This window comes from Streptomyces sp. NPDC058470 (assembly GCF_042721055.1).
GTDB lineage: Bacteria > Actinomycetota > Actinomycetes > Streptomycetales > Streptomycetaceae > Streptomyces.
On record NZ_JBHXMF010000038.1, the window covers coordinates 21,555 to 46,931 of the forward strand.

General features: G+C 70.1%; 24 protein-coding genes and 2 pseudogenes. 13 read left to right on the plus strand and 13 right to left on the minus strand.

What is annotated here, in order from left to right; all coding sequences use genetic code 11:
* The first annotated feature begins 10 nt into the window (after positions 1–10).
* The 3 genes from ACFWP7_RS26265 (at position 11) to ACFWP7_RS26275 (ending at position 2,739) form a co-directional block, all read left to right on the plus strand.
* Positions 11–1,042 (plus strand): ketoacyl-ACP synthase III, encoded by a 1,032-nt coding sequence (locus ACFWP7_RS26265; protein WP_384385568.1) that lies wholly within the window; start codon positions 11–13, stop codon positions 1,040–1,042.
* A 71-nt stretch (positions 1,043–1,113) separates the two neighbouring features.
* The gene (locus ACFWP7_RS26270) at positions 1,114–1,362 is read left to right on the plus strand and encodes an acyl carrier protein (RefSeq protein WP_266463227.1); all 249 of its coding nucleotides are present in this window, start codon (positions 1,114–1,116) and stop codon (positions 1,360–1,362) included.
* A gap of 105 nt (positions 1,363–1,467) precedes the next feature.
* Positions 1,468–2,739 carry a beta-ketoacyl-[acyl-carrier-protein] synthase family protein gene (locus ACFWP7_RS26275; protein ID WP_384385572.1) on the plus strand — a complete coding sequence of 424 codons (1,272 nt, stop codon included), beginning with the start codon at positions 1,468–1,470 and terminating at the stop codon, positions 2,737–2,739.
* Positions 2,740–2,818: 79 nt separating this feature from the next.
* On the opposite strand, the gene ACFWP7_RS26280 is transcribed toward ACFWP7_RS26275, so the two are convergent.
* Positions 2,819–3,313: a DUF3145 domain-containing protein gene (locus tag ACFWP7_RS26280; RefSeq protein WP_266826886.1), complete on the minus strand. Its 495-nt coding sequence runs from the start codon at positions 3,311–3,313 to the stop codon at positions 2,819–2,821.
* 220 nt (positions 3,314–3,533) lie between these two features.
* Here ACFWP7_RS26280 and ACFWP7_RS26285 point away from each other — a divergent pair, with 220 nt between their 5' ends.
* The gene (locus ACFWP7_RS26285; RefSeq protein ID WP_384385575.1) at positions 3,534–4,436 is read left to right on the plus strand and encodes an SGNH/GDSL hydrolase family protein; all 903 of its coding nucleotides are present in this window, start codon (positions 3,534–3,536) and stop codon (positions 4,434–4,436) included.
* A gap of 68 nt (positions 4,437–4,504) precedes the next feature.
* Here ACFWP7_RS26285 and ACFWP7_RS26290 read toward each other — a convergent pair whose 3' ends face one another.
* Positions 4,505–4,888 (minus strand): hypothetical protein, encoded by a 384-nt coding sequence (locus ACFWP7_RS26290; RefSeq protein ID WP_384385578.1) that lies wholly within the window; start codon positions 4,886–4,888, stop codon positions 4,505–4,507.
* A pseudogene (locus tag ACFWP7_RS26295) lies at positions 4,888–5,199 on the minus strand (FAD binding domain-containing protein); the annotation flags it as partial. The gene ACFWP7_RS26290 and the pseudogene ACFWP7_RS26295, both read right to left, overlap by 1 nt.
* 10 nt (positions 5,200–5,209) lie before the next feature.
* Here ACFWP7_RS26295 and ACFWP7_RS26300 point away from each other — a divergent pair.
* Both ACFWP7_RS26300 and ACFWP7_RS26305 read left to right on the plus strand, forming a co-directional pair.
* A complete protein-coding gene (locus tag ACFWP7_RS26300; RefSeq protein ID WP_384385581.1) occupies positions 5,210–5,755 on the plus strand; it encodes an XdhC family protein in 546 nt (181 codons plus the stop codon).
* Positions 5,756–5,886: 131 nt separating this feature from the next.
* A complete protein-coding gene (locus tag ACFWP7_RS26305; protein ID WP_384385583.1) occupies positions 5,887–6,876 on the plus strand; it encodes an aldose epimerase family protein in 990 nt (329 codons plus the stop codon).
* A 10-nt stretch (positions 6,877–6,886) separates the two neighbouring features.
* On the opposite strand, the gene ACFWP7_RS26310 is transcribed toward ACFWP7_RS26305, so the two are convergent.
* The 3 genes and pseudogenes from ACFWP7_RS26310 to ACFWP7_RS26320 form a co-directional block, all read right to left on the minus strand.
* On the minus strand, positions 6,887–7,795 hold the full coding sequence (locus ACFWP7_RS26310) for a PhzF family phenazine biosynthesis isomerase (protein ID WP_384385586.1): 909 nt from the start codon (positions 7,793–7,795) through the stop codon (positions 6,887–6,889).
* A gap of 28 nt (positions 7,796–7,823) precedes the next feature.
* Positions 7,824–9,392: a hypothetical protein gene (locus tag ACFWP7_RS26315; protein ID WP_384385589.1), complete on the minus strand. Its 1,569-nt coding sequence runs from the start codon at positions 9,390–9,392 to the stop codon at positions 7,824–7,826.
* A 209-nt stretch (positions 9,393–9,601) separates the two neighbouring features.
* Positions 9,602–9,982 (minus strand): annotated as a pseudogene (locus ACFWP7_RS26320) (fibronectin type III-like domain-contianing protein); the annotation flags it as partial.
* 349 nt (positions 9,983–10,331) lie between these two features.
* Between ACFWP7_RS26320 and ACFWP7_RS26325 the strand changes: the two are divergent.
* Positions 10,332–11,582, plus strand: a complete 1,251-nt coding sequence (locus ACFWP7_RS26325) for a pyroglutamyl peptidase (RefSeq protein WP_384385591.1) — start codon at positions 10,332–10,334, stop codon at positions 11,580–11,582.
* 72 nt (positions 11,583–11,654) lie between these two features.
* Here the strand turns inward: ACFWP7_RS26325 and ACFWP7_RS26330 are convergent, their stop codons facing one another.
* Positions 11,655–12,464: an EI24 domain-containing protein gene (locus ACFWP7_RS26330; protein WP_384385594.1), complete on the minus strand. Its 810-nt coding sequence runs from the start codon at positions 12,462–12,464 to the stop codon at positions 11,655–11,657.
* Positions 12,465–12,986: 522 nt separating this feature from the next.
* Between ACFWP7_RS26330 and ACFWP7_RS26335 the strand changes: the two genes are divergently transcribed.
* A complete protein-coding gene (locus tag ACFWP7_RS26335) occupies positions 12,987–13,853 on the plus strand; it encodes a GNAT family N-acetyltransferase (protein WP_384385597.1) in 867 nt (288 codons plus the stop codon).
* Positions 13,854–14,409: 556 nt separating this feature from the next.
* Here the strand turns inward: ACFWP7_RS26335 and ACFWP7_RS26340 are convergent.
* Together ACFWP7_RS26340 and ACFWP7_RS26345 are read right to left on the minus strand one after the other, a co-directional pair.
* Positions 14,410–14,625: a hypothetical protein gene (locus ACFWP7_RS26340; RefSeq protein WP_384385600.1), complete on the minus strand. Its 216-nt coding sequence runs from the start codon at positions 14,623–14,625 to the stop codon at positions 14,410–14,412.
* Positions 14,626–14,693: 68 nt separating this feature from the next.
* Positions 14,694–15,170, minus strand: coding sequence for an RrF2 family transcriptional regulator (locus ACFWP7_RS26345; RefSeq protein WP_384385745.1), 477 nt, complete (start codon positions 15,168–15,170; stop codon positions 14,694–14,696).
* A gap of 157 nt (positions 15,171–15,327) precedes the next feature.
* Between ACFWP7_RS26345 and ACFWP7_RS26350 the strand changes: the two genes are divergently transcribed.
* The gene (locus ACFWP7_RS26350) at positions 15,328–16,056 is read left to right on the plus strand and encodes an SDR family oxidoreductase (RefSeq protein ID WP_384385603.1); all 729 of its coding nucleotides are present in this window, start codon (positions 15,328–15,330) and stop codon (positions 16,054–16,056) included.
* Between the two features lie 144 nt (positions 16,057–16,200).
* On the opposite strand, the gene ACFWP7_RS26355 is transcribed toward ACFWP7_RS26350, so the two are convergent.
* Positions 16,201–17,064: a hypothetical protein gene (locus ACFWP7_RS26355; protein ID WP_384385606.1), complete on the minus strand. Its 864-nt coding sequence runs from the start codon at positions 17,062–17,064 to the stop codon at positions 16,201–16,203.
* A 110-nt stretch (positions 17,065–17,174) separates the two neighbouring features.
* On the opposite strand from ACFWP7_RS26355, the gene ACFWP7_RS26360 reads away from it, so the two are divergent.
* On the plus strand, positions 17,175–19,817 hold the full coding sequence (locus ACFWP7_RS26360; protein WP_384385609.1) for a M14 family zinc carboxypeptidase: 2,643 nt from the start codon (positions 17,175–17,177) through the stop codon (positions 19,815–19,817).
* A 71-nt stretch (positions 19,818–19,888) separates the two neighbouring features.
* On the opposite strand, the gene ACFWP7_RS26365 is transcribed toward ACFWP7_RS26360, so the two are convergent.
* Positions 19,889–20,308, minus strand: a complete 420-nt coding sequence (locus tag ACFWP7_RS26365; RefSeq protein ID WP_384385612.1) for an organic hydroperoxide resistance protein — start codon at positions 20,306–20,308, stop codon at positions 19,889–19,891.
* 130 nt (positions 20,309–20,438) lie between these two features.
* Positions 20,439–21,461, minus strand: a complete 1,023-nt coding sequence (locus tag ACFWP7_RS26370; RefSeq protein ID WP_384385615.1) for an NADP-dependent oxidoreductase — start codon at positions 21,459–21,461, stop codon at positions 20,439–20,441.
* A 130-nt stretch (positions 21,462–21,591) separates the two neighbouring features.
* On the opposite strand from ACFWP7_RS26370, the gene ACFWP7_RS26375 reads away from it, so the two are divergent.
* Positions 21,592–22,026, plus strand: coding sequence for a MarR family winged helix-turn-helix transcriptional regulator (locus tag ACFWP7_RS26375; RefSeq protein WP_384385617.1), 435 nt, complete (start codon positions 21,592–21,594; stop codon positions 22,024–22,026).
* Between the two features lie 123 nt (positions 22,027–22,149).
* Here the strand turns inward: ACFWP7_RS26375 and ACFWP7_RS26380 are convergent, their stop codons facing one another.
* Positions 22,150–22,842 carry a hypothetical protein gene (locus tag ACFWP7_RS26380; protein ID WP_384385619.1) on the minus strand — a complete coding sequence of 231 codons (693 nt, stop codon included), beginning with the start codon at positions 22,840–22,842 and terminating at the stop codon, positions 22,150–22,152.
* Positions 22,843–23,106: 264 nt separating this feature from the next.
* Here ACFWP7_RS26380 and ACFWP7_RS26385 point away from each other — a divergent pair, with 264 nt between their 5' ends.
* Together ACFWP7_RS26385 and ACFWP7_RS26390 are read left to right on the plus strand one after the other, a co-directional pair.
* A complete protein-coding gene (locus ACFWP7_RS26385) occupies positions 23,107–24,264 on the plus strand; it encodes a mandelate racemase/muconate lactonizing enzyme family protein (RefSeq protein ID WP_384385622.1) in 1,158 nt (385 codons plus the stop codon).
* Positions 24,252–25,271, plus strand: coding sequence for a zinc-binding dehydrogenase (locus tag ACFWP7_RS26390; protein WP_384385625.1), 1,020 nt, complete (start codon positions 24,252–24,254; stop codon positions 25,269–25,271). The genes ACFWP7_RS26385 and ACFWP7_RS26390 overlap by 13 nt, the downstream gene beginning before the upstream one ends.
* Positions 25,272–25,377: the final 106 nt, after the last annotated feature.

Below are 25,377 nucleotides of genomic sequence, written 5' to 3' on the forward strand. Positions count from 1 at the left end.
GCTTGAGAGCATGTCGAAGATCAAGCCCAGCAAGGGCGCCCCGTACGCGCGCATCCTCGGCGTGGGCGGCTACCGTCCCGTGCGGGTCGTGCCCAACGAGGTGATTCTCGAGACGATCGACTCGTCCGACGAGTGGATCCGTTCGCGCTCCGGCATCGAGACCCGGCACTGGGCGAACGACGAGGAGACCGTCGCCGCGATGTCCATCGAGGCGTCCGGCAAGGCGATCGCCGACGCCGGGATCAGTGTCGAGCAGATCGGCGCGGTCGTCGTCGCCACCGTGTCGCACTTCAGCCAGACCCCTGCCATCGCCACCGAGATCGCCGACAAGCTCGGCACCAACAAGGCCGCCGCCTTCGACATCTCGGCCGGCTGCGCGGGCTTCGGCTACGGCCTGACCCTCGCCAAGGGCATCGTCGTCGAGGGCTCCGCGGAGTACGTCCTTGTCATCGGCGTCGAGCGTCTCTCCGACCTCACCGACCTGGAGGACCGCGCGACGGCCTTCCTCTTCGGCGACGGCGCGGGAGCGGTCGTCGTGGGCCCCTCCGACGAGCCGCACATCGGCCCGACGATCTGGGGCAGCGAGGGCGACAAGTCCGGCACGATCAAGCAGACCGTGCCGTGGGACCGTTTCCGGATCGGTGACGTGTCCCAGCTGCCGCTCGACTCCAAGGGCGAGATCAAGTTCCCCGCCATCACGCAGGAGGGCCAGGCGGTGTTCCGCTGGGCCGTCTACGAGATGGCGAAGGTCGCTCAGCAGGCGCTGGACGCGGCCGGGATCACCTCGGCAGACCTGGACGTCTTCATCCCTCACCAGGCCAACGAGCGGATCATCGACTCGATGGTGAAGACACTGAAACTGCCGGAGCACGTCACGGTCGCCCGCGACGTACGCACCACCGGCAACACGTCGGCCGCCTCGATTCCGCTCGCGATGGAGCGGCTTCTGGCGACCGGCGAGGCGAAGAGCGGCGACACCGCGCTCGTCATCGGCTTCGGGGCGGGTCTCGTGTACGCCGCCACGGTCGTTACCCTCCCCTAGGCACACCGTCCGGATCTCTCCGGACGGAGTACCGCCACCCCCTCTGGATACATACCGAAGGAGCGCCTGACATGGCCGCCACTCAGGAAGAGATCGTCGAAGGTCTCGCCGAGATCGTGAACGAGATCGCCGGGATCCCCACCGAGGACGTCCAGCTGGACAAGTCCTTCACCGACGACCTGGACGTCGACTCGCTGTCCATGGTCGAGGTCGTCGTCGCCGCCGAAGAGCGCTTCGACGTGAAGATCCCGGACGACGACGTCAAGAACCTCAAGACCGTCGGCGACGCGACGAGCTACATCCTCAAGAACCAGGGCTGATCCTTCCGGTCAACTTTGGGCTGACTGCCCGATCCCTGGGCTGACTGCCCCGCCACCCGGCGGTGGCGCCGCTGAATCCTCGTATCCGTTGGAGAAAGAATTCCCGTGATCCCGACCAATCGCACCGTGGTCGTCACCGGTATCGGCGCAACCACACCGCTGGGTGGCGACGCAGCCTCAACCTGGGAGGGCCTGGTCGCCGGACGTTCCGGCGTCCGCGCCCTGGAGCAGGACTGGGCCGCCGAGCAGGCGGTCCGTATCGCCGCGCAGATCGCCGTGGAGCCGAGTGAGGTCATCCCGCGCCCGCAGGCCCGCCGACTGGACCGCTCGGCGCAGTTCGCGCTGATCGCGGCCAAGGAGGCGTGGGCCGACGCCGGTTTCACCGACAAGGCGGGCGAGGACAAGAGCGTCGACCCCGACCGGCTCGGCGCGGTCATCGCCTCCGGCATCGGCGGCGTCACCACCCTCCTCGACCAGTACGACGTGCTGAAGGAGAAGGGCGTACGCCGCGTCTCCCCGCACACCGTCCCGATGCTGATGCCGAACGGCCCGTCCGCCAACGTCGGTCTGCTCGTCGGCGCCCGCGCCGGTGTGCACACCCCGGTCTCCGCCTGTGCGTCGGGCGCCGAGGCCATCGGCTACGCGATCGAGATGATCCGTACCGGCCGCGCCGACGTCGTCATCGCCGGTGGTACGGAGGCGGCCATCCACCCGCTGCCCATCGCCGCGTTCGGCAACATGATGGCGATGTCCAAGAACAACGACGACCCGCAGGGCGCCTCGCGCCCCTACGACATCGCGCGCGACGGCTTCGTCCTCGGTGAGGGCGCGGGCGTCCTGGTCCTGGAGTCGGCCGAGCACGCCGCCAGGCGCGGCGTCCGCGTCTACGCGGAGGCGGTCGGCCAGGGCATCTCCTCCGACGCCCACGACATCGTGCAGCCGGAGCCCGAGGGCCGCGGCATCGCGCACGCACTGCAGAACCTGCTCGACAACACCGACCTGGACCCGGCCGAGATCGTGCACGTGAACGCGCACGCCACCTCGACCCCGGCCGGCGATGTCGCCGAACTGAAGGCGCTGCGCAAGGTCTTCGGCGACGACGCCGACCACATGGCGGTCTCCGGCACCAAGTCGATGACCGGTCACCTCCTCGGAGGCGCGGGCGGCGTGGAGTCGGTCGCCTCCGTGCTCGCCCTGTACCACCGGGTGGCTCCGCCGACCATCAACGTCGAGAACCTCGACCCCGAGGCGGAGGCTGCCGCCGACGTTGTTCGCGGTGAGGCGCGGAAGTTGCCCGTCTCGGGGCGGATCGCCGCGCTGAACGACTCGTTCGGGTTCGGTGGGCACAACGTGGTGCTTGCGTTCCGGACGGTCTAGTTCCCGCTGTTTTCGTTACGTACGTGAAGGGCCCCCGCCGTGTGGTGGGGGCCCTTCGTGTGCGGTTGAGGGGAACTGCTCAGACGACCTGGTGGAGCCAGCGCACCGGGGCGCCCTCGCCCGCGTACCGGAAGGGCTCCAGTTCGTCGTCCCAGGGCTTGCCGAGGAGCTTGGCGAGTTCGGCCTCGAGGTCGGTCTCGCCCCGCTGGGAGCGCAGGAGCGCGGCGCGGAGGCGGTCCTCGGGGATCAGGATGTCGCCGTGGATTCCGGTGACGGCGTGGTAGATGCCCAGCTCGGGGGTGCAGCTGTAGCGCTCGCCCTCGGCCGTGGGGCACGGCTCGGCGGTGACCTCGAAGCGCAGCATCTGCCAGCCGCGCAGTGCGGAGGCGAGCTTGGAGGCGGCGGAGACCTCGCCCTTCCAGGAGAACTCTGATCTCCAGGTGCCCGGCGAGGCGGGCTGCCGGATCCAGTCGAGGTTGACGCGGGTGCCGAGCACCCCCGCGACGGCCCACTCGACGTGCGGGCACAGCGCGCGGGGCGCGGAGTGCACGTAGAGAACTCCACGTGTCGTCACTGGGGCCTCCGGACAGAGCGACGCATCTTGTAACTTAGCGGGACGGCGGTGGCGGGGCTGCCACGTGGCGAGGCTACCGTGCGGCGGCGTCAGGAGTGTGACGTACCGTCGGTCCCAGCGCGCAGAAACATTGAGGTTTCACCCAAGGGGACGCGGTGTTGACCGACCGTGTCCGTCGGGGTAGTGACCGACCCTGCACAACGATCGAGGGGACCAGTGGATGCGGAACCGTAGCCACCGTTCGCGGGCCGTCCTCGCCGTCGCGGCGGCGGCCCTGCTGGGCATTGCCGGTTGCGACGCCTCCGGTGGCAACTCCTCGGCACCGGAGGGCACCACGGCCAATGGCAGGCCGTCCCCGAAGCCCACGCCCGCCTGGGACCGCAGCCCCGAGTCCGTGGCCGCGATCGGCGACTCCATCACGCGCGGCTTCGACGCGTGCGCCGTGCTGTCGGACTGCCCCGAGGCGTCCTGGGCGACCGGCAGCGACAAGGAGGTCAACAGTCTCGCCGTACGGCTGCTGGGGACGGCCGGGGCGGCGGAGCACAGTTGGAACTACGCGGTGACCGGGGCGCGGATGGCGGATCTGCCCGGGCAGATGGCGCAGGCCGTCACGGAGAAGCCGGAGCTGGTGGCGGTGATGGCGGGCGCCAACGACGCCTGCCGCGCGTCCGTCTCGGCGATGACATCCGTCGCCGAGTTCCAGGCCGATTTCGAGGACGCGCTCGGCACGCTGCGCGCCACGCTGCCCAAGACCCAGGTGTACGTGTCGAGCGTGCCGGACCTGAAGCGGCTCTGGTCCGAGGGTCGCAGCAACCCGGTCGGCAAGCAGATCTGGAAGCTGGGCATCTGCCCCTCGATGCTGGAGGACGCGGACTCCCTCACCGCGGCGGCGACGCTGCGGCGCGACACGGTGCAGGACCGCGTGGAGGCGTACAACAGGGTTCTGGAGGAGGTCTGCGCGAAGGACAAGTACTGCCGCTTCGACGGCGGTGCAGTCTTCGACTACCGCTTCGGGACCGATCAGTTGAGCCACTGGGACTGGTTCCACCCGAGCAAGAACGGCCAGGCGCAGCTCGCGGAGATGGCCTATCACGTGGTGACGTCCAAGGAACCGGTGGCGTGACACGGGCCGCCGGTCGCCGCCGTGTGGAGCGGCAGCGACCGGATGACATCAACTCGCCGTAGGACTTCTCAGAGGAGGGCCTCCAGGAGGATGGGGAGGTCGGTGAGGCGTTTGCCGGTGGCGTTGAAGACCGCGTTGCCGATGGCCGCCGGGACGCCGACGATGGTGATCTCGCCCAGTCCCTTGACGCCGATGGGGTCCGCCTGAGGGTCCTCGGTGTTGATGAAGGTGGCGTCGAGTTCGGGAACGTCGGCGTTGCGCACCACGCCGGGGTGGGCGCGGGCCGCGTCCACGTCGATGGCTGACACCGTGCCCCGGGCCGCCGTGCTGTTGACGATGACGCCGTACAGCAGCCCCTCGAATCGGTGCTCAGCGGCGTAGGTGGCGGCGCCGGTCACTTTCAGCCGGGCGTCGACGCGGGAGAGCGCCTGCCCCACAACGGTGTCGGCCATCACTGCCCTCCGATCGTCATCAGCTGACGGCGCACGGTGCGTTCGATGAGCGTGATCTTGAACGCGTTCCCGGACAACGCGGTCGCGCCGTCCGCGGCGTGGGAGGCCGCGTCCGTCCAGGTCTTGCGCCCGGGGCGCTTGCCGACCAGCGCGCGCTCCACCTTCGGCAACCGCCACGGCACGGTGGCGACTCCGCCGACCGCCACGCGGGCACCGCGGATGACGCCGCCCCTGATGTCCAGCGCGACGGCCGCCGACGCGAGGGCGAACTCGTAGGACTGGCGGTCGCGCACCTTGAGGTAGCCGGACCGCCGCGTGTGGATGCTGTTGTACGGGGCCGTGGATTTCAGACGGGCGCTCTCCCAGATCGGAGCATTTCTGGGATATCGCGTGACCGTGTGCGACGCGCGTGCGGTATTCGCCATTCCCGAACGATTCCCGTACGCCCATGAAGTCGTCGTCGACCATCCGGCGCGGCATCTCGGCAGCGCGGGAACCGATCGCGACACGGTCGTGGTATCGCTGACGCACGACCCCAGGTTCGATATCCCGCTGTTGTGTGAAGCACTTCGCCGTCCGCTGGCCTATGTGGGGGCCATCGGGTCACGTCATACGTGTGCCGAGCGGGGCAGGTCGCTGATCGCGGCAGGTGTGACGGAGCGCCAACTCGCACGTCTGCGGGCTCCTGTCGGCCTCGATCCGGGCGGGCTCGGCCCCGAGGAGACCGCCTTGTCCATCGCCGCCGAAGTGGTCGCGGTGCGCCATGCCCGCCCGGCCACACCTCTTCGGGCCGGCACGGGGCCGCTGCACGCGGAGGCCGCCCATACATGTGACCCGCCGACCCGTCCTCTGCCGATGCGGGCATGACCAGGCCGTGACGCACCGGCCGGCCGCTCGATCGCGACCGGTTGACCTAGGTCCTGTCGTCACATTCCCGTCGTCGCCCGGAGGGCCGCGAGGCAGACGGGAAGGTGACGAAAGGGCCTAGGCTTCCGATCATGTACGACGAACTCTTCGGCACCCTTCCGGACGGCACCCCGGTCCACCGCTGGACGCTGGAGCGCTCCGGTGTACGGGTGCGGGTCCTGACGTACGGCGGGATCGTGCAGTCGGTCGAGGTGCCGGGTCGGGATCGGGCGACCGTGGACGTGGTGCTGGGCTTCCCGGACCTGGCGGGGTATCTCGCGCATCCGGAGCCGTACTTGGGAGCGTTGGTCGGGCGGTACGCGAACCGGATCGCGGGCGGCCGCTTCCCGCTCGACGGTCGGACCTATCACCTGGCCCAGAACAACGGCACCAACTCCCTGCACGGCGGCGAGAACGGCTTCGACAAGCGCGTGTGGGACGCGCAGGCGGTCGAACACGGGGTCCGGCTGTCACGGGTCGCTCCGCACGGCGAGGAGGGCTTCCCTGGGCGCCTGGAGGTCTCGGCGACGTACACGCTGGATGAGGGTGGCGCGCTGCGGATCGCGTACGAGGCGGTCACGGACGCGCCGACCGTGGTGAACCTGACGAACCACACGTACTGGAACCTGAGCGGAGGCGGCGCGGGGAGCGCGGGCGGGCACGAACTCCGTATCGCCGCCTCGCGGTTGACTCCGGTGGACGGGGACCTCATCCCGACCGGCGAGTTCCTGGACGTGGCGGGCACCCGCTTCGACTTCCGGGAGGCGCGGAAAGTGGGCGCCGGACACGACCACAACTTCGTGCTCGACAAGGGGCCGACCGAGACGCCCGTCGAGGTCGCCGAGCTGCACGATCCGGCATCCGGGCGCGTACTGACCGTGGCGACCACCGAGCCCGGTCTGCAGCTCTACACCGCCGACCATCTCGACGGCTCGGTGCCCTTCGCGCCCGGCGACGGCATCGCGCTGGAGACACAGCACTTCCCGGACTCCCCGAACCGGCCCGGGTTCCCGAGCACCGAGCTGCGGCCGGGCGGGGTGTACGGGTCGGAGACCGTCTATGACTTCGCGGTGCGGGACTAGCCGGCCCTGGTCAGGCCTGGTCGGGGATCCGGGCTCCCGCACCGGACACCCGTACGCGTGGATCGCCCGCCCTGAGCTCCACCGTCAGCAGGCCGGGGCGGCCCATGTCCGCACCTTGGTGGAGGGTGAGGACGGCCGCGTCCGGGACCAGGCCCAGCTCGCGCGCGTACGCACCGAAGGCGAGGGCCGCGGCCCCGGTGGCCGGGTCCTCGACCACGCCGCCCACCGGGAACGGGTCGCGGACGTGGAAGACGGAATCCGACTCCCGCCACACCAGTTGGACGGTGGTGAGGTCGAGCCGGTGCATCAGGGCTTCGAGCCGCACGAAGTCGTAGTCGAGGTCGGCGAGCCGGGAGCGGGTGGCGGCCGTAAGTACGAGATGGCGGGCTCCCGCGAAGGCGATACGGGGCTCACTGGCCGGGTCCAGATCGGCGGCCGTCCAGCCGAGCGCGGCCAGTGCCTCCGCGACATCGGCCTCACCGGCTTCCTCGACCGCGGGCTCGACGCTGGTGAGCGTGGCCCGCAGCTGCCCGTCGACCCGGGCGACGGTCACCGGGACGATGCCGGCCCGGGTGGCGAACACGAGGTCGCCGGTGCCGGACGCGGAGATCTCGCCCGCCTCGGCGAGGGCGATGGCCGTGGCGACGGTGGCGTGACCGCAGAACGGCACCTCGGCCTTGGGGCTGAAGTACCGGATGCTGTAGGCGCGGCCGGGGCCGTCGGCGAGCTCCGGGGGCGGCGGCGTGATGAAGGCGGACTCGCTGTACCCCACCTCGGCGGCGATCGCGAGCATCGCGGCTCCGTCCAGGGCGGCGGCGTCGAGGACCACTCCTGCGGGGTTGCCGCCGGCCGGGTCGGTGGAGAAGGCGGTGTAGCGCAGGACCTCGGGCGGCACGGATGGGGCATCGCTGATCGTCATGCCCGCACCAACCCGAGGTCCCGACCGGCTATTCCTGCTGCCCTTCCGGTTCCGGTTCCGGTTCCGGCACACAGTCCGGTGCGGCCAGCAGCTCCACCGCCTCCGGAGGCAGGGAGCCGGGCGGCCAGGCCCGCAGGGTGCGCCGGGCCGCCCGGCGGTTGCGCGTGACCCGGTTCAGGAGCGCGGCGCGCAGTATGGGCCAGCCGTGGCCCGGATGGTGGGCGAGCGACTGGACGATCGGTTCGAGGACACGGTCGACGATGCGGTCACGGCCCAGGCCGAGGTCGTCGCCGGGGCCGTTCGCCAGCTCCGCCAGCGGGAGGAGACGCTCGGCCGCGGCGAGGATCGGGGGCAGGTCCGCCGGGCGGGCGTCCCGCAGGAGGTGGTGCCAGGCATGGGCGTCGAGCGGCTCGTGCTCCAAGTGGTCCAGAATCTGGCGCACCGGCCGCAGCCCCCGCCTGCCCGCGACCCAGATACCCAGGCCGAAGTCGGGGCGGACCGGGTCCGAGAGGTGGGTGAGGACCAGCTCGTCCCAGTCGGGCAGGGCCAGCAACGCGGCGTATCTGCGGGCCAGTTCAGTGACGGCGGCCGGCTCCCAGTCGCCGTCCGGGGCCTTGAGGCGTACGTACCGCTCGATGCTGAGCAGGGCCTCCAGCCGGGTGAGGGTGCGGGGTGCGGTCGCCGCGAGTTCGGCGTAGCGGCCGAGGGCGGAGACGGCGTCCGGGTACTCGCGAAGCCCGGTGGTGGGACCGCCCTCGCCGTTGGCCAGGGTGGCGAGGATGTCCCCGGCGCCTTCGAGGAGGGCTTCGTCGATACGGTCGGCGGGTTCCAGGAGTGCGTCGAGCAGGCCGCCGGTGGTGGCGGCGAGCGGGGCCAGGTACTCGTTCATGACGCCGTTGCGGAAGCCGTCGCGCAACAGCCAGCCCTTGATGGTTGGGTCCTGGGTGCCCTGCAGGCGCTCGACCGCGTGGATCCTGCCCCAGCCGGTGACGCTGCGGCCCAGGGCGTGCAGGGCCTGGTCGGGCTCGTCCAGGGTGCGGCGCAGCGCGACCGCGGCGTACAGCGTGAACTCGTCGAGTGAGCCGAGCAGCAGCAGGAGTTCGCGGTCGCGGGTGTCACCGGCCAGGCCGACCAGGACGATCCCGGTCTTCACGGCGGCCCGGTGGGTGCCGGTCTCGGCGAGCCACCGCCCGATCGCTCCGACGGGGCCGCGTCTGACCCCGCGCTCCTTGAGCGCCGGACCGATGCGGTCGGCGGTGCACAACGCGTCGGCGCCGCCCCCGGCGAGCCAGTCGTGCAGTTCCTGGGCGGCGCCGAGATCGGTGTCGGGGCTGGTGGTGAGGTCGAGGCCGGGGACGGCAAGGTCCGCGATGCGGCGGGCGAGTCCTGCGACGGCGTCGCTGTCCTGACCGATCCCGAAGTGCTCGGCCCGGACGGAGTCGAGGACGACACTCGGCATGAGGGCCTGCTCGCCGCCCGGGGGCTCATCGGGATAGGGCCGCCCGTCGTCCGGCCAGGGACCGGTGCCGTACAGGGCGCTCAGGGCGAGCGCGTGGGCGAAGAAGGTGGGCCGCGCGTCGACGGCGGGGCCGGTCAACGGCCGGGGCGGAGGCCGCCCTTCCGTACAAGCTGAGGAGTCATGCCCGGATCCTGCCCCAGCCCCGGACCCAGGACAACCGCTTATCGCCCCGCCGTCCCCGGAGGGGCTGGTGGTTCCAGGACTCTGAGCTCTTTGTTCTTCCCGAGCCCCGGCCCGGTCTGTCAGGTTCCGGACCGGGACTGTTCAGGAGGGCGGCTCGTCCTGGGTCAGACGGTAATGCCCGACGCGACGCGGCGGTCCGCGATCGAGCGTCCTGCCTGGATCTCGTACGAAGCCTTCACAAATGCCCACGAGTTCGCCGTCTCGTCCCAGACCTCGAAGGCGCGGCGCGGAACTTCGACGACGGCCTCGACGCTCTCGCCGGGTCCCGCCTCCACCCCCGCGAAACCGGCGAGCCACCGGGCCGGGCGGCCGCTGTCCTGTTCGGTCGGCGCCAGATAGACCTGGACGAGCTCACGCCCGGCGCGCTCGCCGGAGTTGCGGACGCGGATCGTGGCGGTCCTGCCGTCGACCTCGATCGACTCGTACGTCCAGTCGGTGTAGCCGAGGCCGTGTCCGAAGGCGTACCAAGGGGTGGCACCGGCCTTGGGGGCGGGCGTTTTGGACGATGGCCTCGAGGGGGCCAAGTAGAGCTCGCGCAGGGCACGTTGGGAGACCCGGTTGTTCACTGTGAAGGTCCGACGGAGTCCGGTCCGACGGGGTCTGCTCGGTCTCCGCCACGGCGACACCTCCACGTTGAAGTCCTGGTTGAAGCGCTTGTCGAAGACGGTCGAACTATTGGTTGAAGCGCGTGGCGAGGTCTTTGGACATCTCCTTCTCCATCCTGCCTCGGCCGTCCGCGGGCCGGGATCTTCTTACGATGGCGTACGCCCCACGCGTCACGGGATACTTCCGCTGTCCGGCAGCACCCCACAGCGGCGGAAGGCCAGAACTCCCTTGAATCACATACGTACTCGGATCGGCGCAGTCGGACTGACCCTGGTGGCGGGGCTGGCGGTGGCGCCCACCGCTTCCGCCGCCCCGTCGGCCGCCGAGACCCCCACTGTGGAGGAGCTGCGGCTCGACAAGGCCGCGCCCCAGGAAATCCTGCGGCGTTCCGGATTCGACACCGTGGCACCGGAGTTCGCGCGGGCGCTGGAGCGGGCCGACTCGTACGCGCAGGCCGAGCGTGCCGCCGTACAGCAGGGTGCGCGGCTGTGGCAGCGGGCCGTGGACCGGGCGCAGGGCCGGGGTCCGGCGGGCGGGGACCTGAGCCGGGACGACGACCGACCGCTGTACTGGGCCCGCCTCGGCATGACGCGTGAAGTGCGCGAGTGGGAGCCGGAGTTCGCGCTCACGGATGCCCAACGGGACAAGCTGCTGGGCAAGTTGGAGGTGTCCTCGCGTGGTCAGGACGCCATCCGCTATCCCCAGGCCAAGGGCGTGAAGCGGATCCTGGTCACCGGATTCGATCCGTTCACGCTGGACCGTGACATCCGGATCTCCAACCCGTCCGGAGCCAGCGCGCTCGCCCTGGACGGTACGACGATCCAGACCGCGGACGGTCCGGCGCGCATCGAGACAGCCATGTTCCCGGTCCGCTGGAAGGACTTCACCGACGGAATGGTCGAGCGGGCGTTGCGGTCGGCTCTGCCGCAGGTGGATCTGTTCACCACCGTCAGCCAGGGCCGCGTGGGCCGGTTCGACGTGGAGCGGACCAACGGGGCCTGGCGGGGCGGCTTCGGCGACAACCTCAACACCGGGGTCCCCGAGACCGTCCCGGTCACCGACCCGGCCTCACAGCCGCAGTGGACGTCAACGACCCTTCCGTACGCGGAGATCGTGGCCGCGAACACGGGCCGCTTCCCGGTGTACGACAACACGTCGGTGACCGAGATCCCGGCGGGCGGCACCACCGCTGTCGTACGTCCCACCGGCCCGACGCCGGGTTCGACGGCTCGCGCCGGGGGCGGCGGCGACTACCTCTCCAACGAGATCGCCTATCGCGCGACGCTGCTGCGCGACCGTCTCGGCCTGCACGACAGTCTGCCCGGCGGTCATGTGCACACGCCCGTGCTGCAGTTCGGCACGGGGAACACGGACCCGGCGACCGGGGCGGTCACGGACGCCGAGTTCGTACAGAACCGGCTGGACATCATCGCTCAGGTGCGGACGATTTTGACGGTGGCGGTGGAGGCGGCGTCCTGAGCGTGGTGTGAACGCCGGCTCGTGACCGGGACGGTGGGCGCCGCTCCTGACCAGGGCGGTGGGCGCCGGGGGTCAGCCCGTGGACGCCCGCTCCTGATCGTCCGCGCCGTTCCTGTCCCGGTCGCCGTCCGTCGCCGTCTCCTCGCCCAGCAGGTCGCGGGCCATCAGCGTGGCGCCCGCGACCGCGCCGGGCATCAGGAAGACGGCGACGAACGGGACCAGGAAGGAGACGGCGAGGGGGGTGCCGAAGCCCCAGACCAGGGTCTTGCGGGAGCGGAGGAGGGTGAGGCGGTGGCGGAGGTCGACGCGGCGGCGTTGCATCGCCACCGCGGTCAGCTCTTCCGTGAGGAAGAAGCCGGTGACGAAGAAGCCGATCACCGGGACGGCCGTCTGTCCGACGAACGGGATGAAGCCGAGGGCGAAGAGCAGGATGCCCCACAGGGCCGCCCGCACGACGATACGAAGGCTGTCGCGGGCCGAGATCCACAGCTCCCGCCACAGCGGCAGGCCCGACTCGGGGGCCGTGCCGTCCTTGGAGACGTCCCGGTCGACCTTCTCCGAGAGGTTCTCGTAGAACGGCTGGCCGATGAGGAGGGTGACCGCGGTGAAGGTGACCACGGAGAGGAGGAGAGCGAGGGCGAACAGCACAACGGTCAGGAAGCCGCGGAAGAGGCCCTGCCACGGGCTGCTCCAGTCGTCCGCGAACGGGGTGGCCCAGCCGATGAGGTCATCGCCGTACACCGCCAGGGCGACGAGCGCCCCCGCGTACAACACAAGTGTGATCAGCCCCGGAAGCAGCCCGAACCCATACTGCTTCCCATGCCTCCCCACCCACCGCTGCCCCTGCACCAAGTAGTTGAACCCCACCCCGAAGTCGCGCATGGGGGAACTTTAGCGTCACTGATGAGCTGAGGTTTTCCTGGGCGGGGCTGGGTATTCGCCCCGGTGGAAGAGGGGTCTCGGCTGTCGGTGTCCGGGTCCCCAGCGGGTGGCGTGGGCGCGCAGGTGGAAGTCTGCGCCGAGTCCGGCCCCGGTCGGCTGGTACCGGGCGAGGAGTGCTCATCGTGTGGGGTGACTGCCGCCTTCGAGGCGGGTCGAGGTTGGCCCTCTCCGGTGGTCTGTATGGGAAGCAGGCTCAGCCGCGGGCGTTGGCACTGCTTGGGACCAGCGCGGAGGGAGTCCATGGCCGGGGCATGCTCAGCTACCTTGCGGGTTGCACAAGTTGCGCTGGAGCACTTCATCCGCGCAGTGATCCGCGCTCGGTATGCCCTGGCAACGCAGCGCCTCCTGCTCATTGAACCTTTGCCCACCTCATGTGGGTGCAACCCGCACTGAAGGAAAGCTGAGCCTCAGGGGCAGGAATTTCGGGTGCGGAGGACCGGCCAGTTGGTGTGCAATCGGGGGATGGCCATCAGGACGAGCACGCTTGCGGTCGACCAACTCGACAACATCTTCAGGGCGTTGAGCGAGTGGCAGTCCGACGACGGGCCCACGCAACTGCACCCGGGTGATATCGGCTGGTTCTGGCGATTCGGCGCGGAGCGAACGGCGGAGGCCATTCGGACGTGGAGCCGGGCAGGGGATCTACTGGCGGTCGGGCTGCTGGACGGACCGGAGTTGCTGCGGCTGGCGATCGCGCCGGCGGCACTGCAGGATGACGAGCTGGCGCAGCGGGTGGCCGAGGACGCATCGACACCGCGGCGGGGTGTGTTGCCCGAGGGCAAGGCGTACGTGGAAGCCCCGCCGGGCGCTCTCGTCCAGGACGTGCTGATGCGGGGCGGCTGGGAAAGCGACGAGCCCTGGACACCGCTTCGCCGCGACCTCGGCAGGCCCGTACCGGATCCCGGCGTACGGATCGAAGTGGTCGGGCCGGAGCAGGCGCCCGAGCGGATCGCGGTCCAGCAGTCGGCGTTCGACAGGTCCACGTTCACCGACGAACGCTGGCACGCGATGGCGGCAGGCACGCCGTACGCCGACGCGCGCTGCCTGCTCGCCCGCAACGACCAGGGCGACGCTGTAGCGGCCGTGACGGTGTGGTCGGCGGGCGAGGGCAGACCGGGGGTGATCGAGCCGATGGGCGTCCACGCGGACCACCGCGGCCACGGCTACGGTCGAGCGATCAACCTTGCCGCGGCACGCACACTCCAAGGACTGGGCTCATCCAGCGTCCTCGTGATCACGCCGAGTTCCAACACCGCGGCCGTCGCCACGTACCAGTCGGCCGGACTCCAGCGACTGCCGGAGACCCGGGATCTGCGCCGCAGCGTTTAAGGGCCAATCCTTCGTCCCTGCGGACGAGCCACAGCCACCTCAGTTTGAGCAGGTCCGGCAGGACGGCGTCCGTGCGTTTGCGTGCATCGCGGACGGTTCGGTCTGCTGTCCGCGATGGCTGTCGTGGAGGGCTCGAGGCTCGCGGAGCATCGCCGGTGGCGGTACATCCGATGAGCGCAGCAGAACGACTCGTCGGTGACGTGCCGCGGACACATCTGGCTGGGAGCCTCTCCACCCGCGCACGGACTGCGGACTGCGGACACGCGGGAGACGTCCGTCGGGATTCATTCGGCCGTTCTGGACCGCAGGGTGCAGCTGGTCCAGGGAGCGTTGCGGCCGTGCTGGTCACAGCCGCTCGCTGATGGTCACGACCAGCACGGCGGATACGTATCGCACGGCCAACTTGCCTGACCTCGTGGCCATGCGGGAACCGTGACACCGCCGTCGAGCGAGCCGGCGACCGGCGCGGCAGGCCCTGGCCGGGAGGAGGAGTTGGAGGTGTTCCAGGCCGGAGACGAGGAACTCCTCAGCCGATGCGGCCCGACAGTCGCATGACCTACTGCGGCTTGCGCGTGAGCCTCGGTTTCCGTAGGGATCGGTATATGTCGAAGCTCGCGGCCAGGAACACGGCGCCGGCGGCGAGGGCCCACAGGATGGTGCTTCCCGAGATGTACAGGCGCACGCCCTGAACCAGCAGGCAAGTCGATGCGGCCAAGCCTATGTAGGGCATCGCTCTGTCCAGCGGGCCGCCGTCGTCGAACGGATTCTTCAAAGGTGTCCCCCTCCGGAGTCCGGCGCCGCACCTCGCGGGACCGGCCTGAGTGTCGTGCAGGTCGGCGCTCACGCGTCCGGCGTCGTCAGCCACGTGCCGATGCCCGCCATCGCGCCGGGGCCGTAGTCGGAGCCGACGCTCTGGACCAGGTCGGCGATCGAGACGGCGTGCAAGGACGCTCGCCAGGCCGCGTCCGCTCCGTTCATGGCGCGGGTGATCGCGCAGGGTACGGTGCACGACTCGGGCGGGGTGGCCAGGGGACCCCGCTGGCGGATTTCCGTGCAGATGAAGGCCGGGCCGGGACCGTCGACCGCTTCGACGACGTCGAGGACCGTGATGGAGTCCGGTTCCCGGGTGAGTACGTAACCGCCCGACTTGCCCTGCACCGAGCGGATCAGTCCGGCGCGGGAGAGGGACTGCAGCTGCTTGGCCAGATAGCTCGCCGAGACGTCGTGCAGTTCCGCCAGGCGGGTCGCGGGGACGGGCTCGTCGACCGATGTGAGCACGACGCAGCAGTGCAGGGCCCACTCGACTCCGCCGGACATCTTCACTCGATCACTCTAACCAGACCCACTTGACTCGGACAGCATGAGTCCGAGTATATTCTCGGATAGAAAGTGTCCGGGTTCGGTCTCCGCGCGGCGCCCGCACGGAGACCATGTGCCGGTTTTACGGACATACCATCCCAGCGAAAGGCATGTCATGAAGTTCGCGGTCATCGGCGGTACCGGGCTGATCGGGTCGCAGGTCGTCAGGAATCTGAACGCCGCCGGGCATGAGGCGGTACCGCACTCGCAGTCCACCGGAGCCGACGTCATCACCGGCCAGGGCCTGGACGAGGCGGCCGCAGGGGCGGACGTCATCGTCAACCTGACGAACTCCCCGACCTTCGACGAAGCCTCCCCGGCCTTCTTCCGGACCTCGATGGACAACCTGCTGGCCGTGGGGCAGAAGGGCGGCGTCCGGCACTTCGTCATTCTTTCGATCGTCGGCGTGGACCAGGTCCCCGAGCTGGACTACTACCGGGCGAAGGCGCTCCAGGAAGAGATCCTCGCGGCCGGACCGATCCCCTACTCGATCGTCCGCGCCACACAGTTCATGGAGTTCGTCGACGCGGTGCTGTCGTGGACCACCGACGGCGACACCGTCCGGCTGCCCGCCACGCCGATCCAGCCGATCGCCGCCAAGGACGTGGCCGCCGCGGTGGCGGAGGTCGCCGCGGGCGCCCCGCTGGGAGGCATCCGCAACATCGCCGGCCCCGAGATCTTCACCCTGGACGAGCTGGGCCGGATCACCCTGTCCCACAAGCCCGACGGCCGCACCGTGGTCACCGACCCCACCGCCGGCATGTTCGCCGTCGTGAAGGGAGACGTCCTCACCGACAAGGACGCCCACCTCGCCACCACCCGCTACACCGACTGGCTCTCCTGAACCGCTCGCCACCACCCGCTACACCGACTGGCTCTCCTGAACCGCTCGCCACCACCCGCTACACCGAGTGGCCCTACTCGAACCGCTCGCACCCACCCGCTACACCGACTGGCTCTACTCGAACCGCTCACGTGACATCACCCGTCACACCGGTGTCACCGCCACCACCACCCCCCGGTCCACCGCGGGCGACACCGCCGCCGAGACGCGGACCGCCGCCGAGCGGGCCACGCGGCCGGTCCGGGAGGCCATGGCCAGAAGGAGCGGCTGGAGGTGTTCCAGGCCGGAGACGAGGTACTCCTCGCCTGCGAGGAAAAGCGGGCGGGCCGCCAACGCGCCGGCAGCCGCCGTCTCGGTGAGGTCGGCCAGGGGCGGCAGGGAAGCGCGTACGACCCCTGCCCCCACCGTGGCGGCACGTTCCGCCAGGGCCACCTGGAGCGGGACGAGCGGAGCCAGCGTGGCGGTCAACGCCTCGGCGATGCGCCGGAGTTCGGGGGACGTGTCGCGCAGGACGTCCGCGGCGGCCCGTACTACCGGAGTCAGTACGAGGAGCAGGCCCGCGGCGATCCCCGCCGCCGCGGGCAGCAGCGGTGAGCCCGCGTCGACCAGCTCGCCCAGCGCGTCGGCGGCCTCCTCGACCGCGGGCGCCACCGCGTCGAGGACCGGCAGCAGGCTGTCGCCCAGCGCGGCGAGCAGCACCTGGGCAGGTTCGCTCACGGGATGTGCCGCCAGCGGCGCACCGCTGGTGCCGAGCCGAGTCAGCGTGTCCACCATCCGGTAGAAGGCCTCCTGTGCCTGCGGCGACGCACTCGCCTCGGCCAGCCCGGCCGTGGTCTCACGCAGGACACGCAGCGCCTCCGCGCCCGAACCGTCGCGGGGATCAAAGGTGTTGACGGCGATTCTGGTGATGTTCCCGGCCGTGTCGAGGAGTTGGCCGGTGATGTCGGTCGTGCTGCGCGCCATGCGCAGTACGTCCTGCCTGCTGGGAAGCGATGGAATCGGGGACATCGGGGCTCTCCTCGCCACGCGCGTACCGCTCGGCCGTTGCACTCAGCATGCCCTGCCCGACCTGCCCGGAATGCGCCACCAGGGGCATCCATGACGGCGTGTGTGACGGCATGCGTGACGGAAACGCCCTCTTGTTGCGGGAGAGTCGAACAGGTACACCTCGCCGTACCGACCCTGTGCCGATCGCAGGCATCACCCAGGAGGTACGACGCGTGCGCCTACCGAGACCTGTCCTGACCGCCACCGTCATCGCCACGGCGACCGGCTCACTCCTGCTCGCCCCGCACAGCGCCACCGCGGACCGCAACCCGCCGGTGCGCGAAGGCTCCGCACAGGACGGCGCCGCGGGGAACAGCGCCGCCAGGAACTCCGCGAGCGCCGCCCTCAACGCCCTCGCCACCCCCGTCACCGGCCTCTCCGGCGCCCCCGCCGGCTACCCCCGTGAACAGGTCCTCACCCCGGACCCGGTGAACCCCGCCGACAAGTCCATCAAGCTCGGCCTCACCCCGTACCACGCGATCGCCCCGAAGCTGAACTCCCTTCAGGAGCTGGGTAATCGGGTGAGTGTGGAGGTCGCGGGCGAGTCGGCCGGGGGCCACCGCCTCTACCTCGTCACCGTCACCGCGCCCGAGTCCACCCGTGAGACGCGCGCCCAGGAGCGGATGCGTGAACTCATCGAGAACGCGCCGCAGTCGGCGGCCAAGGACCCGGCCGTGAAGAAGACCTACAAGACTCCCGTCTTCTTCAACAACAACATCCACGGCAACGAGTGGGAGGGCACGGACGCGGCTCTCGGGCTCATCGAGCAGCTCGCGACGGCCAAGGACGGCAAGACCGCCGACCTCCTCGCCCACAGCCGCCTGTACTTCAACATCACGGCGAACCCCGACGGCCGTATCGCGGGCACCCGCGCCAACGCCAACGGCTTCGACCTGAACCGGGACTTCGTCACCGCCTCGCAGCCCGAGGCCCGCGCGATCCGCCAGATCGGCATCGACAAGCAGCCCGTGGTCATGGTCGACCTGCACGGCTACGTCAACGGAACACTGATCGAGCCGACGACCCCGCCGCACGGCGAGAACTACGAGTACGACCTGTTCCTCAAGAACACCTACGCCAACGCGCTGGGCATGGAGGCCGCCGTCAACGGCCTCGGCTACACACCCGCCGCCGACGGTGTGGAGCCGGCCCAGATCCCCTTCCGCGACCAGGAGGAGGGCTGGGACGACTGGCCGCCGATCTTCACACCGCAGTACGCGGCGTTCCACGGCACGGTCGCCGCGCACACCGTCGAGATCCCGATGCAGGTGAACAACGCGGCCTACGAGTCGCTGCCGGTCGTCGAGTTGAAGCGGCGCTCCGCGATCAACGTCGCTGTCGCGGGCGCCGCCATGCGCGCGACCCTCGACTTCGCGCAGGCGCAACGGACTTCGCTCATCGCCGACCAGATCGAGGTCTTCCGGCGCGGCGTGACCGGAGCCGCGCAGGTACCGGTCTCCGCCGAGACGGTCCCCGGCGTCCCGGGCATCGGCCCCGAGGACGTCTACACGACCGAGTTCCCACGCGCGTACGTCATTCCGGGCGGCGCCACACAGCGCTCCGCGACCGCGGCCGCCCGCCTCGTCGACCACCTCCTCGCCAACGACGTGCGCGTCACCCGCGCGACCGCCGGATTCCGGCTCGCGGGACGGTCGTACGCGAAGGGCAGCTACGTCGTCGACCTGCGTCAGCCCAAGCGCGGGATGGCCAATGTGCTGCTGGCGGACGGGACGGACATCAGCGACAAGGTGTCGGTGATGTACGACATCTCTGGGTGGAGCCTGGGCCGACTGTGGGGCGCGACGGTCACGCCCGTGCGTGGCGGCACCAGTCTGGCGGCCGTCCCGCTGCGCACGGTCGGCGCGGCCACGGACGTCGGGTACGTCGCCCCGCGCGGCGACCTGAGGCTCCGCCTCGACGACCCGCAGGAGATCGCGGCCCTCAACTCCCTCTTGAAGCAGGGAGTTTCGGTACAGCAGGCCGCCGACGGCAGTGCGATCGTGCCGGCCTCCGCCCGGGTGAAGGCCGTCGTCGCCGCCCGCAGGTACGACGTCGCCTTCGACGCGACGAAGGTGACCGGTGGCACTCCCCTGCGTCTCACCCGGGTCGCCGCCGCCGTCACCCCGGGCGAGCTGTTCGCGCTGCGCGAGATGAACTTCGACGTGGTCCCGGTGTCGACGGCCATCCTCAACGCGGGCTTCAACTGGTCCGGTGCGGATGTGCTGTTCGCTTCATCCGGGCTCAGCCACACGGACCTCAACGCGTCCGCACGGGCCGCGCTGGGCGCCTTCCTGGACACCCATGGCCTGGTGGGGCGCGGAGCCACCGGCGCCGCCCTCAACGCCGCCACAGGGCTGCTCGCCGTCAGGCCGGTGGCGGGTGACGGGGACGCCAACGGCGTTGTACGGGTGGTGAATTCGGGCGCGGTGACCGCAGGCGCCCCCGACCACAGCTTCGTCTACGCCCCACTCTGGTTCACCGACCTCGGCCCCGGGGTCCGCGTGGAACAGTCGTACGCGACGGGCGATCCGCTCGTCTCCGGGCACTGGCGCGCGCTGGCCGACGGCACGGCCGGGCCTGCGGCGGCGGGGGGCCAGGCTTCCGTCGTCAGTGGTCCGCACGCGGTCCTCTTCGGGACGGAACCGCTCTTCCGCGACCATCCGAAGGGTGAATTCCCGCAGGTGGCCCGGGCGTTGCTCACACTTCCGCAGTAGCAGGGCCCGTACGACGGAGGCCGCACCCCACGTCCTTGGGGTGCGGCCTCCGTCGTGTGCAACGACTGCGGTCAGACGAGCGTCACGGTGATGTTGCCGCGCGTCGCCTTCGAGTAGGGGCAGACCTGGTGGGCCTTCTCGAGCAGCGCCGTGGCCGTCGCCGTATCCACGTTCGGGATGGCGGCGGATATCTCGACGATGAGCCCGAACCCGTCCTCGTTCTTGCCTATGCCGACCTTCGCGGTGACGGTCGAGCCGGAGATGTCGGCCTTCTCCTGACGGGCCACGACGCCGAGGGCGCCCTGGAAGCAGGCGCTGTAACCGGCGGCGAACAGCTGCTCCGGGTTGGTCCCGGCGCCGCTGCCGCCCATCTCCTTGGGCGGATTGAGGACGACGTCGATCTTGCCGTCATCGGTGGCTACTCGGCCGTCGCGGCCGTTCTCGGCGGTGGCGACGGCGGTGTACAGGACGTCTGACTGCTGGATGGACATACGGTGCGTTCCTCCTTGGTCCGCCGCGACTCGCGCCCGCGATCGCGACGATTATGGAAAGAAGTTACCGCATGCCGGAAGTCCAGTAGAAGGGCGGGGATCGGAAGCCCAGCAGAACGGCGGGCAAAGGTCAGAGCTTGACGATCATCTTTCCGGTGTTGTCGCCGCGCAGGACCCCGAGGAACGCCTCCAGGTTGTTCTCGATGCCCTCGACAACCGTCTCGCGGTACTTGAGCGTGCCCGAGGCGACCCAGGGGCCGACCTCCTGGACGAACTGCGACTGCAGATCGTAGTGGTCGCCGACGAGGAAGCCCTCGATACGGCCGCGGGTCTGGATCAGGCGGGCGAGGTTCTTCGGGCCGGGGACGGGCTCGGTGCTGTTGTAGACGGAGATCGCGCCGCAGATCGCGATGCGGCCGTCCCGGTTGAGCTGGCCGATGGCCGCCTCCAGGTGGTCACCGCCGACGTTGTCGAAGTAGACGTCCACGCCGTCGGGGGCGGCCTCGCGCAGCTGTGCGTGCACCTGGCCGCTCTTGTAGTTGAACGCGGCGTCGAAGCCGTACTCCTCGATGAGCAGTTTGACCTTCTCGTCGGAGCCCGCCGAGCCGATGACGCGCGAGGCGCCCTTGAGCTTGGCGATCTGGCCGACCTGGCTGCCGACCGCGCCGGCGGCGCCCGACACGAACACCGAGTCGCCCTCCTTGAAGGAGGCGGTGCGCAGGAGACCGGCATACGCGGTGAGGCCGGTCATGCCCAGCACACCGAGGTACGTGCTCAGCGGCGCGGCCCCCGGATCCACCTTGACCGCCTGCTTGGCGTCGACCACGGCGTACTCGCGCCAGCCGAGGAAGTGCAGTACGTGGTCGCCGGCCTCGATGCCCTCGGCGTTGGAGGCGACGACCTCGCCGACCGCGCCGCCCTGCATGACCTTGCCCAGCTCGAAGGGGGCGACGTACGACTTGGCGGCGCTCATGCGGCCGCGCATATACGGGTCGACGGAGAGGTACTTGTTCCGTACCAGCACCTGACCCTCACCCGGCTGCTTCACCTCGGCCTCGACCAGGGCGAAGTCCTCGGGCTTGGGCCAGCCTTCCGGGCGGCTGACCAGGTGCCATTCGCGGCTGACGGCGGGGAGCTGGGGGGTGTCGGTCATGGGAGGGCGCCTTTCCTACGGGTTGCTGCGGGTGCTGTCTGCGGCTCTGACGGCTCAGGTATTTCAGCACCTGAAACAACCATGCTCCTGAATATTTCATGATGTCAAGTAACGGGGTACTCTGGAGCGCATGGCCACGCAGAAGACCCCCCGTATCGACCCGCTGACGCTGGAGGTCGTCGACCTCATCGGCACGGTGGTGGCGCGATATCACGAGGAGTACGAGGAAGCCGCCGGTGAGCATGCGCTGACGGGTGCGCAGGCGCGGCTGCTGAGCCTGCTGTCGCTGGAGCCGCTGCCGATGCGGCGGCTTGCGCAGAAGCTGAAGTGTGAACCGTCCAATGTCACCGGGATCGTGGACCGGCTGGAGGTGCGGGGGCTGGTCGAGCGGCGGCCGGATCCTTCGGATCGCCGGGTCAAGCTGGCGGCGGCGACGGAGGAGGGGCTGCGGGTTGCTCGCAGTCTGCGGGAATCACTCCGCTTTGCGCGGGAGCCGTTGGCGGGGCTGTCGCGGGAGGAGCGGGTGTCGCTGCGAGGGCTGCTTCAGCGGATGCTCGCCGCGTAGTGCTGTGGTCCGGGTTTTCGCCCCCTCCACCCCCACCCGTCCCTTGCTCCTGAGGGCTCCGCCCCAGACCCCCGTGTCGCGTTGGACGCGCCCGTCCTCAAACGCCGGACAGGCTGAAAACCCCTACGCGCACCACCACAAGATCTGGTCGCACGACTTCGAAGGTGAAGGCTCCGGTGTCGGGTCGGCCGAGGTCGGGTCGGTGCTCGGGGGCCGGGAGGTCTCAGTGGGTGTCGTGGACTCGGGGGCCGAGGTCTCCGGGGTGGTGATCGTTGAGGCCGAACCCTCATCGCCGTCCTCCGCCTCGGCGGACTCCGAGGCGGATACGGATGCGGACGGCGAGGCCGACTCGGAGGCCGAGGCCGAGGGTGAGGCGCCGGCCGAGGCGCCGGTGGAGCCTGCCGTGTCATCGATGGGCAGGGCGGTCTCGGCCGGGGTGTTGGCGCCTCCCTCGGGTGACTCGTCGGCCGTCGCGGCCTTCGGGCTGGACCCCGGGGCCTCCACGCCGAGTTCGGCGAGGCTCAGGCCGCCCGCGGCGAGAAGCAGGCCGGCGCCGACTATCAGGGCTCCACGGCGCCTTCGCCGGTGCGCGGCGGCCTTCCGGTCCCGGCGGCTGCCCCCGCCCGCGGCGGAACCCCGACGCCGCCCACGGGGACCCGTGTCGTCGTCATCGTGCCCGTTGTCGACACCGTCCTCCGCTTTCGGACGCGATTCGACCGCGTCCGCGTGTTCGCGGACCTTTTCGGCCGGTGTGCCGCACCCCGGGCATGCAAGGGCGCCATTGAGGTGCCTGTGGCACGGGAGGCAGTAGTCCATGACGCCGGAAGACTAAGTTCCCCACAGGTAACGTTCATAGTCACGGCTGTGAATGTTCTGTGGGGAACCACCCGTTCCGGTGGCCGAGTTGGGGACGCCCTCGCACATTTCCCAACATCCCCAGGCATCCCTCGCGCATCACATCGAAACCGTTGAGCGTTCGACCCATTGACACCCCCCGGGCTGCTTCCTTACTGTCACGCCAACATTTCGAACGGATGACGAAATTTCGAACAGAGACGAAGAGCACAGGGGGCAACTGCCGTGCGCATCACGGGAATCAGCACACACGTGGTCGGGACGCCCTGGCGGAACCTGACGTACGTCCAGGTGCACACCGACGAAGGTGTCACCGGAGTCGGCGAGACCCGCATGCTGGGCCACACCGACGCGCTGATCGGCTATCTGCGCGAGGCGGAGGCCAACCACATCCTCGGCTCGGACCCCTTCGCTGTCGAGGATCTCGTCCAGCGGATGAAGTACGGCGACTACGGCCGGGCCGGCGAGATCGTGATGTCCGGTATCGCCGTCGTCGAGATGGCCTGCTGGGACATCAAGGGCAAGGCGCTCGGCGTGCCCGTCTGGCAGCTGCTCGGCGGCACGGTCACCGACAAGGTCAAGGCGTACGCCAACGGTTGGTACACCACCGAGCGGACCCCGGAGGCCTATCACAAGGCCGCTCAGGAGGTCGTCGCGCGCGGATACAAGGCGCTCAAGATCGACCCCTTCGGCACCGGGCACTTCGAGCTCGACCACGAGGCCACCCTCTATTCCGTCTCGCTGATCGAGGCCGTGCGCGACGCGATCGGCCCCGGGACCGAGTTGATGCTGGAGATGCACGGCCGCTTCTCGCCCTCGACCGCCGTCCGGCTCGCCCGCGAACTCGCGCCCTTCGAACCCGCCTGGCTGGAAGAGCCGGTTCCGCCGGAGAACCTCAAGGCACTGGAGAAGGTCGCCGCCAAGGTGGACATCCCGCTCGCCACCGGCGAACGCATCCACGACCGCATCGAGTTCCGTGAGCTGTTCGAGAGCCAGGCCGTCGACATCATCCAGCCCGACGTCGGTCACATCGGGGGTATCTGGGAGGCCCGGAAACTGGCCGCCACCGCCGAGGCGCACTACATACTCGTCGCGCCGCACAACGTGGGCGGGCCGGTCCTGACCGCCGCCTCCCTCCAAGTCGGCTTCTCCTCGCCGAACTTCAAGATTCTGGAGCACTTCAACGACTTCGCGGACGCGGAGATCAAGAAGGTCGTGAAGGGGGCCCCTGAGGTCGTCGACGGGTACTTCCACCTCTCCTACGCGCCCGGCCTCGGTGTCGAGCTGGACGTCGACGCGGCGGCCGAATTCCCGCAGCAGCAGGCCCGGTTCGACCTGTGGGCGGACGGCTGGGAGCAGCGGAGGCCGAAGTGCGCTCAGTGAGTACGGGGAAGGCGGTCCTCGTCACGGCCCCGGGCGAGCACCGGCTGACCGTTCATGAGCCCAGGCGGCCGGATACCGGCGAGGCTCTTGTGCGCGTGCACGCCGTCGGTATCTGCGGCAGCGACCGCGAGGTCTACCAGGGCAACCGGCCCAAGGGGTACGTCCGTTACCCCCTCATCCCCGGCCACGAGTGGTCCGGGACGGTGGACGCGATCGGTGCCGGGGTGCCGCCCGCTCTCGTCGGGCGCAAGGTCGTCGGGGAGGGCTTCCGCAACTGTCAGGTCTGCGACCGCTGTCACGCGGGCGAGACCACGCTGTGCACGGCGGGGTACGAGGAGACCGGCTTCACCCGGCCCGGCGCGATGGCCGCCACCCTCACCCTGCCCGCCCGCCTCCTCCATGTCCTGCCGTACGAGGCCGACTTGACGGCGGCGGCCCTGCTGGAGCCCGCCGCGTGCATCGCGGCCGCCGCGCTCAAGGCGGCCGCACTGCCCGGAGAGCGGGTCGCGGTCGTCGGCACCGGCACGCTCGGGATGTTCGCCGTGCAGTTCCTCACGGCGGGCTCCCCGGCCGAACTGCTGGTCGTCGGCACCCGTCCCGACCGCGCGGAGCTGTCCAGGACGTTCGGCGCCACCGACTTCCGTACGAAGGAACAGGTACTGCCCGAGGACTTCGATGTGGTCATCGAGACCGCCGGGTCCGCGTCCGCCGCGCGCACCGCCGCCTCCCTGCTCCGGCGTGGCGGACGCCTGGTCCTCACGGGTATCCCGGCGCCGGGCGCCGAGGGTCTCGACCCCACCGATCTCGTCGTACGACAGCTGGAGGTGCACACCGTGTTCGGGGCGCCGCCGACTGCCTGGGCCCACACGGTGCGGGTGTTCGGCGCCGGGCTCCTCGACCCGTTGCCGCTGGTCACGCACGAGCTGCCGCTCGCCGAGTTCCCGGCGGCCATCGAACTGGTGGGGTCCGGCGACCCGAAGGTCGGAAAGGTCCTGCTCCGCCCATGAACCAGGTCGTTCCCGGCCCACGAAACCAGGCCGCTCTCAGCCGAGCACCAGGCCGTTCCCAACCCACGAACCACACCACCCCCCGCCACACACCAGGCCGTCCCCG